Annotated in this window: 13 protein-coding genes; 5 read left to right on the top strand and 8 right to left on the bottom strand. The window is 64.2% G+C overall.

What is annotated here, in order from left to right:
• Positions 1-2: 2 nt before the first annotated feature.
• From EDY99_RS24105 to EDY99_RS24085, 5 genes are all read right to left on the bottom strand, one after another.
• Positions 3-785, bottom strand: a complete 783-nt coding sequence (locus EDY99_RS24105; protein ID WP_043136148.1) for an SDR family NAD(P)-dependent oxidoreductase — start codon at positions 783-785, stop codon at positions 3-5.
• Positions 778-1,368 carry a DUF3156 family protein gene (locus EDY99_RS24100; RefSeq protein ID WP_089197653.1) on the bottom strand — a complete coding sequence of 197 codons (591 nt, stop codon included), beginning with the start codon at positions 1,366-1,368 and terminating at the stop codon, positions 778-780. Before EDY99_RS24100 ends, EDY99_RS24105 begins: the two co-directional genes overlap by 8 nt.
• A complete protein-coding gene (locus EDY99_RS24095) occupies positions 1,343-2,836 on the bottom strand; it encodes an APC family permease (protein WP_089197652.1) in 1,494 nt (497 codons plus the stop codon). The genes EDY99_RS24100 and EDY99_RS24095 overlap by 26 nt, the downstream gene beginning before the upstream one ends.
• A gap of 129 nt (positions 2,837-2,965) precedes the next feature.
• A complete protein-coding gene (locus EDY99_RS24090; RefSeq protein WP_047572777.1) occupies positions 2,966-4,150 on the bottom strand; it encodes an anaerobic sulfatase maturase in 1,185 nt (394 codons plus the stop codon).
• Entirely contained in the window at positions 4,147-5,859 is a 1,713-nt protein-coding gene (locus tag EDY99_RS24085) for an arylsulfatase (protein WP_089197651.1), read from the bottom strand. The genes EDY99_RS24090 and EDY99_RS24085 overlap by 4 nt, the downstream gene beginning before the upstream one ends.
• Before the next feature lie 482 nt (positions 5,860-6,341).
• Between EDY99_RS24085 and EDY99_RS24080 the strand changes: the two genes are divergently transcribed.
• The 4 genes from EDY99_RS24080 to EDY99_RS24065 all read left to right on the top strand — a co-directional run bounded on the left by EDY99_RS24080 (position 6,342) and on the right by EDY99_RS24065 (position 10,328).
• Positions 6,342-6,989, top strand: coding sequence for a LuxR family transcriptional regulator (locus tag EDY99_RS24080; RefSeq protein ID WP_123062141.1), 648 nt, complete (start codon positions 6,342-6,344; stop codon positions 6,987-6,989).
• A gap of 140 nt (positions 6,990-7,129) precedes the next feature.
• Complete coding sequence (locus EDY99_RS24075) at positions 7,130-8,317, top strand: MFS transporter (RefSeq protein WP_123062140.1); 1,188 nt, start codon at positions 7,130-7,132, stop codon at positions 8,315-8,317.
• Positions 8,314-9,426, top strand: coding sequence for a class II histone deacetylase (locus tag EDY99_RS24070; RefSeq protein ID WP_123062139.1), 1,113 nt, complete (start codon positions 8,314-8,316; stop codon positions 9,424-9,426). Before EDY99_RS24075 ends, EDY99_RS24070 begins: the two co-directional genes overlap by 4 nt.
• A 95-nt stretch (positions 9,427-9,521) precedes the next feature.
• Complete coding sequence (locus tag EDY99_RS24065; protein ID WP_123062138.1) at positions 9,522-10,328, top strand: alpha/beta hydrolase; 807 nt, start codon at positions 9,522-9,524, stop codon at positions 10,326-10,328.
• A 39-nt stretch (positions 10,329-10,367) separates the two neighbouring features.
• Here the strand turns inward: EDY99_RS24065 and EDY99_RS24060 are convergent, their stop codons facing one another.
• The 3 genes from EDY99_RS24060 to EDY99_RS24050 form a co-directional block, all read right to left on the bottom strand.
• A complete protein-coding gene (locus EDY99_RS24060; protein WP_015376517.1) occupies positions 10,368-10,733 on the bottom strand; it encodes a cupin domain-containing protein in 366 nt (121 codons plus the stop codon).
• Positions 10,734-10,751: 18 nt separating this feature from the next.
• Positions 10,752-12,053 (bottom strand): FAD-binding oxidoreductase, encoded by a 1,302-nt coding sequence (locus EDY99_RS24055; protein ID WP_060659993.1) that lies wholly within the window; start codon positions 12,051-12,053, stop codon positions 10,752-10,754.
• A gap of 220 nt (positions 12,054-12,273) precedes the next feature.
• Entirely contained in the window at positions 12,274-13,032 is a 759-nt protein-coding gene (locus tag EDY99_RS24050) for a helix-turn-helix transcriptional regulator (protein WP_116286741.1), read from the bottom strand.
• A gap of 229 nt (positions 13,033-13,261) precedes the next feature.
• Between EDY99_RS24050 and EDY99_RS24045 the strand changes: the two genes are divergently transcribed.
• A complete protein-coding gene (locus tag EDY99_RS24045) occupies positions 13,262-14,389 on the top strand; it encodes an iron-containing alcohol dehydrogenase (RefSeq protein ID WP_103101796.1) in 1,128 nt (375 codons plus the stop codon).
• The last annotated feature ends 45 nt before the right edge of the window (positions 14,390-14,434 follow it).

Here is a 14,434-nt window from a genome sequence, read left to right as displayed (position 1 = left end):
CCTTATAGGGAAGTGAAAGCCAGGGTCGGCACATCTACAATGGTGGAGCCGCCGTCGGCCACCAGCGCCGCGCCGGTAATGATTGAAGCTTCGCTGGAGCAGAGGAAACGGCAGACGCGGGCGATCTCCTCGGCGCTGGCCGGCCGGCGCAGCGGCACGTCGCGGCAGACCATCTGGTAAGCCTGCTCCAGCGAAATCTGATGGGCGTCCATCAGCAGTTGCATCTCTTCGTCCGCCATCGGCGTGGTCACCCAGCCCGGGCACACCGCGTTGGCGCGCACGCCCAGCGGGCCATAGTCGCGGGCGATGGAACGCATCAGCCCGATCAGCGCATGTTTGGCGGTAACGTAGCCGCAGACCTCCGGCCCGGCGGCCAGCGAGGCGATCGAGGCCACGAACAGCAGGTTGCCGCCGCTTTTAATCAGCTCCGGCAGGCAGGCACGCGCGCTGGCGAAAGCGCTGTTGAGGTTGCTGTCCATCGCCCCTTGCCACTGCGCGTCGGTCATCTCGGTGATGCGCTTGAAGCCCATGCCGCCGGCGCTGCCGATCAGACAGTCGATGCGTCCGGCGTCGCGCAGAATCGCCGGCAGCAGCGTGTGGTTCCAGCTCTCGCCGCTGGCGGCGTCGCCCACCAGCGCCTGCGCGCCGATCTCTTGCGCCAGCGCCGCCAGCGGTTCCGGGCGGCGGCCGATGATGAACACCCGATCGCCCTGCGCCGCCAGCAGGCGGGCGCAGGCGGCGCCGACGCCGGTACCGCCGCCGGTAATCACAACCACTCTATTCATGATTCAGCTTCTCCATCAGTTGGCCGATCATCAGCAGGCTGCTCAACAGCAGCCGCCGCTGTTCGGCATCCAGCCGCAGATAGCGGCGGCCGGCCGGTAAACGGCTGACCACCTCCGACGCGGCAAAATGTTCGATATCCACCTGCCAGCGCCCGTCGTTCACCGTCAGCCGCACGCGGCGAAAATCCAGCTGCGCCAGCGTCTCACCGATCTGCGGGTAGCGCTGCAGGCCGTCCAGCACCCGCTGCGCGGCCGCATGGCGCTGGCGCAACAGATAACGCACCCCGCGCCGCCGCAGCCAGCCGCCGGTCACCACGTCCAGCGTCAGCGGAGGCTGCGCTGCGCACGTGCCCTGCAACCGAAAGCGGTGGCTGACGATATGCGCCATAAACAGCCCCTGCACCTGTTCGCCGATCTCGATCTGCGGCCCCTGCGGCAGCGTCAGCCGCAGCAGGCCCGGCGCCAGGCGTTCGCACGCGTAGGGTTCCAGATTGCGCGCCAGACGATCCAGCGCGGCGCCCGGCCGATAGCCCGACGGCGCGCGCCGCCAGGCGCGATTAAGTGAGGGAAGTAAGCCGATCAAACTGCGCCTCCTCGTTTTCACCCTTGGCAAATGCGTTCTCCAGCACCTGCTCGACCGGCACCGGCTTGAACGGGTTCACTTTCTGCACGCACAGCGTCCAGAACAGCGCATAGGCGGCGGTCAGGCCGATCATCCAGCCGAAGGGAATGTAGATGTCGCTCGGGTTCATCCCCGGCGGCGTGATGTAGACGATGGCCAGCACGATGCCGACGCTGGAGACGATTTGCGGCAGCGGGAACCACGGCGATTTATAGGCGCGCGGCAGGTCGGGGCGGCGCACGCGCAGCAGCACCACCGAACAGGTCACCAGCAGGTAGGCCACGCCCCAGGCGCACACCGCCGCCAGCACCAGCGGAATGATCCTGTCGAGGTTGCCCTGAATGGCGAAGGCGTGTACGCAGGGGATCAACACCGCCACCAGTATGCCGACCACCGGCGTTTTAAAGCGCGGGTGCAGATAAGCGAACATGCGCGGCAGCGCGCCGTCCAGCGCCATGCCGTACAAAATGCGCGGCACCGCCGCCATCAGCGTGTTGATGGTCGCCGCGCCCGCCAACAGCAGGCCAACGCCCAGCCAGTATTTGCCGAACTGGCCCATCACCTGGCCGGCGAACGCCGGGATGGCCATCGGCGTTTCCAGCAGGCGCGTGCCGCTGGCGGCGTCGATCACCACGTTTTCCACCTGATGGCTGAGTGCCGCGCCATACAGCGCCATGCACACCGCCACGCCGCACAGCCCGAGCGCCATCGCGCGCGGGATCACCCGATCGCAGCGTTTGATCTCCGGCGCCATCGGCGTCACCAGCTCACAGCCAACGAACATAAACATAGCCATGCCGATCAGGCTGAACACCGCGAACGGATCGTTCAGGCTCAGCGTGCTGCCGAACCAGCCCTCGAGCGGCACCGCATGCGGCGACAGCAGCCCGACGATGCCGAAAATCACCAGCGTGCTCCACATGGCGAAGGTCAGCACGATCTCCGCCTTGCCGAAGGCCTCGATGCCGAACGCGTTGAGCAGGCCGAACACGACAACCAGCCCGACGCCGACCATCCAGGAGGCATTGTGGCTTTCCATCAGGGTGTTGAGGTGCTCGAAGTTCACCAGCGCCATGATGCCGGAAAGAATGGTCTCGGCGGTGCCGGCGAAGATGTGCACGATCAGGTAGGCCGACAGCGCGCCGGTGATGGCGAAAAAGCGCCCCATGCCGCAGGAGATGTAGTCGTAAACCGAACCGGAGGTCGGCAGCAGCGACGCCGCTTCAGAGAAGGTGGTGAGCTGCGCCTGCATCATGATGAAGGCGATCAGCATCGCCAGCGCGAAGGTGTCGCCGCCGATGCCGAAGCCGCTGGTGACCGTCAGAATCACCGGGCTGGCCATGATCACCCCGACCGAACTGGCCAGGGTGGTGGGAAAGCCGACCTTGCCTCGAGCCAGGTGGGCGTGCAACCGCGACGACAGGTTCATGGTTATTTCCTCTTATAGTTTTGGCCTGATGCATGCAGGTGCTTGCAGGTTTTTCACCGCCAGCGGCGGTCATCTCACTATAGAGAGGAAAGGAAAATGCTGACTATCGTCCTTAAGGACGAGACGGTTTCAACCTGCGGCCGCGCTCACGGCGGCGCGCCACTGCCTCGCTCCCTGCGGGCTGCGCGGGTAGGCACGCAGCGGCGCCAGCAGCGCGGAAAAGAAGGCGTAATAGCCGGCGCACAGCCGGTTGTAGCGATCTTCGCCCACATGCGCCGGGCAGCCGCCCTGGCAGACGCTTTTCACGCTGCAGCGTTGGCACTCGCGGCGCAGGCTTTTGTTTTTACCGAACGGCATCTCCGCCGCACTGGCCGCCAGGGTGGCGAGGGGCGTTTGCCGATCGGCATGGCCGAGCAGGTGCTGCGCGTTGATCAGGTGATCGCAGGCGTAGACTCGGCCGTCCGGCTCCATCACCAGATTGCCGCCGCAGCGTTCGGCGTGCACGCAGCTGGGGCTGACATGGGTGAAATACTGCGCGTAGACCTGTTCGATGTTCATCACGAAGACCCGGCCAACGTGTCCGCGGCTACGCCAGCGGCGGTACACCGCCAGCATGAAGCGCCCCCAGTTGGCGGCGCTCAGTCCGTAACCGGCGGTGGGCGCATCCCCTTCCAGCATCAGCGGCTGAAACTGCAGATAACGCGCCCCGATCGCCACCGCATGATCGTAGATCGCCTCGGCGCGATCCGCGACGCCGTCGTGCACCACCATCAGCAGGTTGAAGTCGATCTGATGGCGCTGCAACAACGCAATGCCGCGCAACGCGGCGTCATAGCTGGCGCCGCCGCGCTTGTCCGGCCGGTGGGCGTCCTGCACCTCGCGATCGCCGTCCAGGCTGACGCCGAGGATAAAGTGATGCTGCCGGAACAGCCGGCACCAGGCGTCGTTCAGCAAGGTACCGTTGGTCTGCAGGCTGTTGCTGATCCGCACGCCCGGCGGCGCGTAGCGGCGCTGCAACGCCAGCGCCCGCTTGTAAAAACCGATCCCCGCCAGCAGCGGCTCACCGCCCTGCCAGACGAAGTTGATCTCGCGGCTGTAACGCGGCTGGGCGGCGATGTAGCCGCGGATAAATTCCGCCAGCAGGTCGTCGTCCATCTTGCGCGTCCGCTCCTGCTGGCGCTGCGGGTAGTAGCAGTAGCGGCAACCCAGGTTGCAGCCGGCGCCGATCGGCTTCACCAGCAAATGAAAAGGCGCCGCCGCGCGCGGTTCGCTCTCTACCGGGATCTGCTGCGCGCGCAGCTGGGCCAGGTTCATGGTGCCGCCTGCGGTAACGGTTTGTGGGTCTGCGGATCCAAGCCAATGTAGTCGCCGGTGCTGGCGTCTACGCCGAGGTAGTCGATCGCTGCGCCTTTCGCTTCAATGACCATGCCCTGCAGCGCAAAGCGGCGATACGCCTCGCTCAGCCGTTTGACTTGATCCGGGTTGGCGGCGGCCAGATCGCGCGTCTCCAGCGGATCGTCATGCAGGTTGAACAGCCCCCACGGCGCCATCTGCGCCGTCGGCCCGGCCTTCACCAACCGCCGCAGCTTCCAGACGCCGTCCACATAGGCGGCCTGGTTATGCAGCTCCACGCCGTAGGTCGCGCGCGGCACGCCGTCGGCCTCGCCGCTGAAATAGCGCTTGAAGCTGACGCCGACCATCGGCAGCGTCGGTTTGGCCTTCAGCGGTTTGTTGGCGTCGATGCCGGCATAGTCGTACAGCGTCGGGGCGATGTCATATACCGCCATCGGCGTGCGGTCGATGCCGCCGCGCCCCTTCAGCCGCGGCGCGGAGATGATGAAATCGGTATTGATGCCGCCCTGTGCGCTGGTGGTTTTGTGGTAGTTGGCATACGGCGCATTGCTGACGTTGGCCCAGTGCGGCCCGTAAGAAATGAACGATCCCTTGCGGCCGAGGTTGGCGTAGCTGTTGTCGAACTGCCGCCAATACTCCGGCTTCGAGCCGTAGTAGAAGCCGCTGGCCGGGTTGGCGCCGTTGTCGGTGGCGAACACGATCACCGTATTTTGGTCGCGGCCGGTCTGCTTCAGGGTGTTCAGCACCGCGCCGACCTGATCGTCCATGTAAGCAATCATCGCCGCGTACACCTGCATGGTCTTGGCTTCGTATTTTTGCTGCTCGGGCGTCAGCGCGTTCCAGGCCTTATCCAGCGCCAGCGTCGGCATCGGCGTGCGATCGGAAATCAACCCCAGCGCTTTCAGGCGCTGAATGCGCTGCTGATAGGCCTGCTGGTAACCGGCGTCGTATTTGCCGTCGAATTTGGCGATCCAGTCATCCGGCGCCTGCAATGGATCGTGCGGCGCAGTGAACGCCAGATAGGCGAAGACGGGCTTATTCAGCGGCGTATCGCGGATCCACTGTTCCAGCTGATCGGCATAGGCCTTGCTGGAGTAGAAATCTTTGGGCAACGACACGCGTTTGCCGTTCAGGGTGTAGAAGGTGTGGAACGCCTCCACGGTGCCCAGCGGTTTCGCATCGTCGAAATGACTGGTGCCGCCGCCCATAAAGGCGAAGGCGCGCTCGAAGCCGCGATCGGTCGGTTTGGCGCCGTCGACATAGCCCAGGTGCCATTTGCCCGCCATCATGGTGGCGTAACCCGCGTCGCGAAAACGCTCCGGCAATGTGGTCACGCGGTCGGTCAGCCGCATTTCATAGCCCGGCTGCGCGGCGGTGCTCTCATACCACCACATGCCGCCCATGCCGGCCTGCTGATTGGTGTTGCCGGTCATCAGCATCGACCGCGCCGGCGCCGACATCGGCGAGGTGTAGTACTGGCTCATGCGCACGCCCCGTTCGGCCAGCGCCTGCAGGTTGGGCGTCGGTATCTCGCCGCCGAACGGGCTGATGTCGGAATAGCCCATATCGTCCACCAGAATGATCAGCACATTGGGGCGATCGGCGTCCGCCCCCTGAGCCAGGCCCGATAAGGCGCCGCTCAACGCCACCGCCAGCGTTTTTTTCTGCATCGTTCGTTCCCCGTATGGTCATGCGGACTGAACAACCCGACGCCTCAGCCCGAGAAAGGTCATCATTTTTTCGTCTTATACGTTTGGCGCCGCCTGGCGCTATCTTCAATTCGCAGTGTAGGAAGCGGTGGAAAAGCCTGGCTATCGTTCTTAAGAACGAGGGACGGCGACGGTCGCGCCGGTTGTAGCACGCGCTGGGCGGCGAGGGCTTCGCCCAGGCAAGCAGTGAAAAGCGCTGTAAATTCAGCGGGAAAAGCGGTGAATTATTTCATTAACCTATTAATGAAAACCGCAGAAAATCCGACCTGAAAACCCCTGACCATTGCAGTGTCATCTTGTTATTTATGTATTTTATTGCAATCGGCCTCACGTTGTTAATATGTTTTTATTGTGTTGCCAAATTGCTACAACTATGCTTGTATCGTTCATATATTGACCGCCAACATTCTCCAGATTGAACGATAAAGGGAGGAACACGAATCATGCACAGCACAGCATCCGATGCCTTTATCAACAGTTGTTTGGCGACCATCACGCACCTGATCCCGGTGTCCGCCGGGGTGTTTTATCTGGTCGATCGCGACCTGCGGCCGGATCACTACATCCTGCACGGCATGCCCGATAAAACGCATCAGCAATACCTGAACCACTTTCAGCAAATAGACCCGCTGCAGCCAGCCAACTTCCATCGGCAAGACATCACCATGGTCGGCATGAGCCCGGCGGCGATCGCCGACAACCGCCGCTATTACCACGACTTTATGCTGCCGAACGACATGCGCGACATGACGGAGATTTTCATTCGCCAACGCAAACGCATCGTCGCCGGGGTGTCGCTGATCCGCGATACGCCGTTTACCGAAGTGGAGCGCGGCCGCCTGCGCGCGGTGCTGCCGCTGATCGAACTGGCGACGCGCGATCTGTTGCCCGACAGCGAGGCGCAGCTGCTGACCGCCAAGGAACAAGAGATCGTCAACCTGGTGCGCGAAGGCGCCAGCAATAAGCGCATCGCCCTGAAGCTGGGCATTTCGCTGTCCACGGTGAAAACCCATATGCGCAACATTTTCGCCAAAACCGACGTGGTGAACCGCACCGAACTGGTCGCCAGCGGCTTTCTCGCCCACGGTTAACGCCCGATAACGGCCGCCGCTGCCGACGACCGGAAAATAACGCCAAAACGTATTCGCCATTTATGGCGCGGCTCCCCCCTGCCCGCAATCGGGCCGGGCGGGATATTTCATCGTCACTCAACGCTTGGGGAATAAGGTTTATGTCCAGTGATTCGGTTTCCGCGCCCGCCGCCGGCGCGGCGCTCCCCTGCCCGCCGCGGCTGCTGACCGCCATTATCGTCTTCGCCGCCATCGCACCAGGCATTCTGATGACCGCACCCGCCGTGGCCGCCCAGCTCGCCGCGCAGTGGCAGCTCGGCCCGGCGCAGATCGGCCGCCTGTTCTCCACCGAACTCGGCGCCATGAGCCTGGCCACGCTGCCGGCGTGGTGGTGGATCGGGCGCATCAACTGGCGGCGGGTCGCTGCGCTGTCGGCGCTGGTGTTTATCGCCGGCAACCTGGCTTCGGCGCTGGTGCAGGATTTCACCTTGCTGCTGCCGCTGCGCTTTATCGCCTCGTTGGCGGGCGGCACCCTGATGATCCTGTGCATCACCTGCGCCGCCGGCACCGCCAATCCCAGCCGCGTCTATGCCTTCTGGGTGCTCGGCCAGCTGGTACTGGGCGCGGTGGGGCTGCTGGCGCTGCCGCCGCTGTTCGCGCACTTCGGCCTGATGGCGGTCTACCTGATTTTGGCCGCCATCATGCTGTGCTGCCTGCCGCTCATCCCGGCGTTTCCCAACGGTTTCACCGCCGCGCGCAGCGCCCGCAGCGGAGCCGCCGCCTCGCCGACGCGCAAGCTGTGCGCCGTACTGGCGGTGCTGACCTTTTACATCAGCCTGAGCGCGGTCTGGACCTTTATCGGCGGCATCGCCGCCGGCGCCGGGCTATCGCCGGCCCACAGCGGCCAGGTGCTGGCCGTCGCCACCTTGCTCGGCATCGTCGGCGCCGGCGCCGCAGCGTTGATCGGCGCGCGCTTCGGCGGCGGGCGCCCGATCGCGCTCGGTTACGCCCTGCTGCTGGCCAGCGTGGCGCTGCTGGTGGGTCAACCCTTGCTGCTGCGCTTCGCCCTGGCGGCCCTGCTGTTCAAATTCACCTGGACCTTCGTGCTGCCGTTCATTCTGGCGCGGGTCGCCGGGTTGGATAACGACGGCAAGCTGATGAACGGCATCAACCTGGTGATCGGCGGCGGCATGGCCATCGGCCCGACGCTGGCCGGCTATCTGATCGAATCTTCCGGCGGTTTCAACGCCTTGCTGTTCGGCGCGCTGGGCTGCGCGCTGCTGTCGCTGCTGTTGATTTCGCTGGCTGCACCGCGCGCACCGCGCCGTATAACAGGAGGAGAAAGGTGAAAAGAACAACCGGTTTCTTGTTTGATGAACGCTGTTTCTGGCACAGCACCGGCCTGCACGCCACCACCCTGCCGGTCGGCGGCTGGGTGCAACCGCCCTCGGGCGCCGGACATGCCGAATCGCCGGAAACCAAACGGCGCATGAAGAACCTGATGGTCGTGTCCGGCCTGTCGCGCCAGCTCACCCTGCTGAGCGCCGAACCAGCGACGGAAGAAGACCTGCTACGCATCCACCCCGCCCACTATCTTCAGCGCTTCAAACAGGTGAGCGACAGCGGCGGCGGCCTGCTGGGGGAAGAGGCGCCGCTGGGGCCGGGCAGCTATGAAATCGCCAAACTCTCCGCCGGGCTGGCCTGCGCGGCGGTGGAGGCGGTGCTGCAGGGCGAGCTGGATAATGCCTATGCGCTGTCGCGCCCGCCGGGCCACCACTGCCTGCCGGATCAATCGATGGGCTTCTGCTTCCTGGCCAATATCCCGATCGCCATCGAGCGCGCCAAGGCCCGTTACGGCCTCGGAAAAGTGGCAGTGCTCGACTGGGACGTGCACCACGGCAACGGCACCCAGCACATCTATTGGCGGCGCGGCGACGTGCTGACGCTGTCGCTGCATCAGGACGGCTGCTTCCCGGCGGGCTATTCCGGCGAACAGGATCGCGGTGAAGGCGCCGGGGCGGGCTGCAACGTCAACGTGCCGATGCTGGCCGGCGCCGGCGACGACGGCTACCTGCACGCCATGCGGCGCATCATCATCCCGGCGCTGGAAAAATTCGAGCCGGAAATGATCATCGTCGCCTGCGGTTACGACGCCAACGCGCTCGATCCGCTGGCGCGCATGCAGCTGCACAGCGACAGCTTCCGCGCCATGACCGCGCTGGTGCAGGAGGCCGCCGATCGGCTGTGCGGCGGCAAACTGGTGATGGTGCATGAAGGCGGCTACGCCGAATCCTACGTGCCGTTCTGCGGGCTGGCGGTGATGGAACAGCTGAGCGGCGTGCGCACGGAAGTGCAGGATCCGCTGCTGGCGTTCATCCAGCAACAGCAGCCGCGCGACGCGTTCAACCGCTTCCAGCGCGAAGCGCTCGACGCGTTGGCCCGCCAGTTCGGCCTGTAACCCCCCTCTCTGCGGGCGCCGCACCCGGCGCCCCTGACAACCTCGCCGCCAGCCGCTACGCTGAAGGGCAACCCTACCACCATGAGAACAATAACATGTCCGAACAAACCGTCAGCTTTATCAAAGGCTGTCACGGCGATATCGCCGTGCACGACTGGGGAAACGACAAGCCGCGCTATCTGGCGTTGCTGGTGCACGGCTACGGCGAGCACCTCGGCCGCTATCAATACGTGGCGCGCACGCTGCAGGCGCAGGGCGCGCGGGTGTTCGGCCCCGACCACCTCGGCCACGGCCTGTCGCAGGGCGAGCGCGTGCTGATCGAGGATTATGACGCCGTGGTCGACGACGTGCAGCGCGTGGTCAGCCATTTCCGGCAGCAATATCCCACCTTGCCGCTGGTGGTGATCGGCCACTCGATGGGCGGCATGATCGCCACCCGCTACGTGCAGCGCTATGGTGAGGAGGTACGCGCGCTGGTGCTGTCCGGCCCGCTGCTCGGCGACAGAACGGCGATTTCCGATCTGGCCGAACTGCCGACGATCCCCGACGCGCCGCTGGATACCGCCACCCTGGCGCGCGATCCAGCGGTTGGCGCGGCCTATCAGGAAGATCCGCTGGTGTGGCACGGGCCGTTCAAGCGCCCCACCCTGCGCGCCATGCAGCGGATCCTCGCCGCCATCAACGCCGGGCCGGGCTTCGGCGCGCTGCCCACGCTATGGATCCACGGCGACGACGATCGGCTGGTGCTGATGAGCGAAACGCAAACCGCGCTCGATCGTCTGCAGGGCGACGATTTCGAGCGGATGATCAATGCGGGCGGGCGGCACGAGAGCTTTAACGAAACCAATAAGGATCAGATCCTCAAGCGGGTGACCGATTTTATTGCGCGGGTATTAGGCTAAAGCGCTCCCCCTCAGCAGGCTGAGGGGGGCATGACGGCGTCAGCCCTCGACGATGGCGAGGTAGTGTTTGACGAAGCGATCCGAGGTGATGTCCCAGCGCACCGGGGTGCCCTTCTCGACGAACCAGGAATCGCCGGCCTGATACTGCACCGATTCGCCGGTGCGTTCGTTGGTCAGGGTCGCGCTGCCTTCCCACACTGTGGCGTGCTCGGCGAACGGATACTCCATCACGAAGCTGCCGCGGGTGCAGCTGAACACGCCGCAGTTCAGGTTGTCGGTCGGTTCGCCGAAGATGCTGGCCACGCCGACGTTTGGCGTGCCGGCGATCACCGTGGCGCCCAGGTTGCTGACGCTGCCGATCTCCAGCAGTTCAGGCAGCGGTTGTTTAAGCAGTAACGGTTTCATGTGATTCTCCTCTGAGGGTTAACGGCGGCCTTTCCAGTAGCCGGATGTCTGGTGCCAAACCTTACCGGCGGTGGTCATCACCCGCCGCAGCTTGTCCTTGCCGAAGATGTTGACGTGCGGGATCGAGCTCATCAGATCGTAGCGATCGGATCCTTCGCTCATGCCCTCTGCCAGCACCTTGCACACGATGTGGCTCGGCGTCACACCGAAGCCGGAGTAGCCCTGCACGTAAAACACGTTGTCGCGATCCGGCAGCGTGCCGATCTGCGGGAACAGGTTGGCGCTGCAGCACAGCGGGCCACCCCAGGCCAGATCGATCTTCACGTCTTTCAGGTACGGGAACACCTTCAGCATCAGGTTACGGTTCCAGGCCTTGAGATCCGACGGGAAGTATTCGATCAGGCGGGTGGCGCTGCCGAACAGCAGCCGGTTCTCGTTGGTCACCCGGTAATAGTCGATCACCGGGCGGATGTCGCTGTAGGCGCCGCGGATCGGGCTGATCTGACGGATCAGTTCGTCAGACAGCGGCTCGGTGGCCAGCTGGAAGGCGTAGGTATTGATGGTCTTGCGGTAGATCTGCGGCTCCATGCCGTTGAGGAAGCCGTTGCAGGCCCACAGCATCTTGTTGGCGCGCACCGAGCCCATGGCGGTGCGCACCGTGATGCGCGGGCCATACTCCACGTTGAGCACGCTGCTGTTCTCGAAAATTTTCACCCCGTAGCCGCTCAGCGCCTTGGCCTCGCCCAGCAACAGGTTGAGCGAATGCACGTGGCCGCCACCCATGTGTTTCAGCGCGCAGGTGTAGGCATCGGAGCCCACCACCTGCTTCACCTCCGCCCCGGTGTAGAGTTCAATCTCCTCCTGCGGCGCTACCGCCCTGAACTCCTTCAGCCAGCCGCGCAGGGTCTTCTCCTGGCGCGCGTTGCTGCCGAGATAGCCGTAGCCGAAGCAGAAGTCGGCGTCGATGTCATATTTCTTGATGCGCTCGCGGATAATGCCGGCGCCGAGGTTGCTGATCTTGAAGATGGTTTCCAGCCCGGACGGGCCGACGTGGCGTTTGATCTTCTCCAGATCGTGGCCGATGCCGGCCATCACCTGGCCGCCGTTGCGCCCGGTGCCGCCGTAGCCCAGATAGCGACCCTCGAGAATGGCGATGTTGGTGATGCCCTTCTCCGCCAGCTCCAGCGCGGTGTTGATGCCGGAGAAGCCGCCGCCGATGATCACCACGTCAACGTCCAGATCCTCTTCCAGCGTCGGGAAGCGCAGATCGTATTTTTTGGTCGCCGCGTAGTAGGTTAAGGACTCGATTTCGTTGTTCACTGCCGCACTCCCGATTGCCTATGCCATGACATCGGATTATCGGGAGGCAGCAGCCGTGCCGCTATGTCCCCTTAGGGACATTCGTCCCCTTCATCTTTCAAACTACAGCGTTGTTGGCTGCTGACGTTCACCCCAGTCACTTACCTAAGTAAGCTCCTGGGGACGCTCGTCCTGGCCGCCTAGCTGTAGCTTGAAAGCTATAGGGGATAGATCGATACATTCACGCGCTGCGTCGCTGCGGGGCGGTCAGCAGCAGGCTGAACAGTTCGGCCTGCGAACCGATGTTCAGCTTACCGTAGATGTTCTTGCGGTGGTTTTTTACCGTGCCGAGGCTGATGAACAGCCGGTCGGCAATCTGCTGCGAACCGCAGCCGGCGAGGATCAGATCGACAATCTCGCGCTCACGCGGCGTCAGCAGATAGCGCGCCTGGGCGCCGTCATCGTTCACCGTCGCAGCCTCGGCCGGCGCCACCACCACTTCGCCGTGCAGCCGCGCCACGCTTTTCACCAGCGTCAGCGCGCTGCGCAGATCCGCCCGCTGCGGGTAGCGCACCGCCACCGTGCGGCGCGCCGAACCGAAAAAGACGCCCAGCCCGCGCTCCGGCGTCAGTTGCAGCAGCACGCCGGCCTCGTCGTGCCAGCCGGTCTTGCGATAAAAATTACGGTAATAGTCGCTGTGATAAAACCCGCAGGGCGCCAGCTGGCGCAGCGTGAGCACCTCGCCTTCGCCGCCGTCGTTCAGCGCGCGGTAAAACGGATCCTGCAGGTAGGCGCCCTGCTGGTAGAGCTGATTGACCGCGTCGCTGTTTTCGCGCTCGGTTTTAATCAGGCAGCGTGGCGGCCGGCCGCGTTCGAAGGCATAGACGATGGCGTTGTCGAAGGCGAAAAACCCTTCCAGCCAGTTCAACAGGCTGGGATAAAAGCGTGGGCTGGCCACCGCATCGATCACCGCAGACAAGCGTTCAACCTGAATTTCCATACCCGCCTCGCCATTATTAACACATTAACAATCTACCGATTTCGGATGGGGTTGGCCGCACGACGGCCGGTACTGTTAAAAAAAGCATCCGCAGCGCCGAAATGCAAGAGCGCGATCGTTTACATGTTAAACAACTCACAGGTTGCCGCGGCGGGGAAAGCGGTGGCCGCTCCGCGCCCGCTGGCTTATGCTGTGGCATCGCGACCTGCAACGCCGTCAAGGAGACTTCATGTCCGTCAGCCACATCATCGCCAACCGCCAGACTTGGTTCGGCCACGGCAGCATCCAGCAGCTGCCGCCGCTGCTGCTTGCCGACCCGCAGCCGACGCTGCTGTTCAGCTGCCGCTCTTTTCTCAACGGCCCGGTGTACGCCGGCCTGCGCGAAGCGCTGGCGCCGCTGCTCATCGGCACCGAAATCGTCAGCCACGAGGCGTCGCCGCAGGAAATCGACGCCTGGGTGGCGCGCTGGCGCGGCCAGGCGCGGCGCGTGGTGGCCATCGGCGGCGGCAGCGTGCTGGACGCCGCCAAAGCGTTCTCCGCGCTGGTTGAGCACCCGCTGCCAACGCTGCGCTATATGGAAAAGGTGGGCGACAGCAAAATCAGCGGCGCCACCCTGCCGCTGATCGCCATTCCCACCACCGCCGGCACCGGCAGCGAGGTGACGCAGAACGCGGTGATCACCGATACCCAGGTCAGCAAGGTGAAAGCCTCGCTGCGCCATAACAACTTCGTGCCGCACACCGCCATTCTCGATCCGCAGCTGCTGGCGGGCGCGCCGGACAAGGTGCTGGCCTACTGCGCCATCGACGCCTTCACCCACCTGTTCGAGGCCTATCTGTCAAAAACCGCCGGCGCCATGACGCGCGACATGTCGCTGAACGGCATCCGCCACTTCCTCGCCGCCTGGCCGGCGCTCAACCGCAGCGACGCGGCGCGCGAAGCGATTATGCAAGCTTCCTACCTCGGCGGACTGACGCTGAGCGCCGCCGGGCTGGGGGTGATCCACGGCATCGCCGGCGAGATCGGCGCGCTGCGCGACTACCACCACGGCCAGGTCTGCGGCCGCCTACTGCTGCCGTTCCTCGCCCTGTTGGAAACCAGCGAACAGCCGCAGCAGCGCGCGCTGATGGCCGAGCTGGCCGCCAGACTGTACCCGCACTGGCAGGGCAGCCCGGAGAGCTACCTGACCGATTTCATCACCCGCCACGCCATCGCGCCGTTCTGGCAGGACGATTTGCCGATTTCCGGCCAGGAGCTGGCGGTAGCGCTGGAGAAATCCAACAGCAAGAATTCCTGGATCGACTATGCGCCGGCGCAGCGGCAACGGATGATCGAAGAGGCGTTTCGCGTCGAATGATTATATAATCAGATCAACGCACTAGCAGGAGTTAAGGAAATGGGC

It is taken from the genome of Serratia sp. LS-1, from assembly GCF_003719595.1.
Taxonomy (GTDB): Bacteria; Pseudomonadota; Gammaproteobacteria; order Enterobacterales; family Enterobacteriaceae; genus Serratia; species Serratia ureilytica.
Note: the sequence above shows the minus strand (reverse complement) of the source record. Positions and strands in the feature narration are given on the sequence as shown.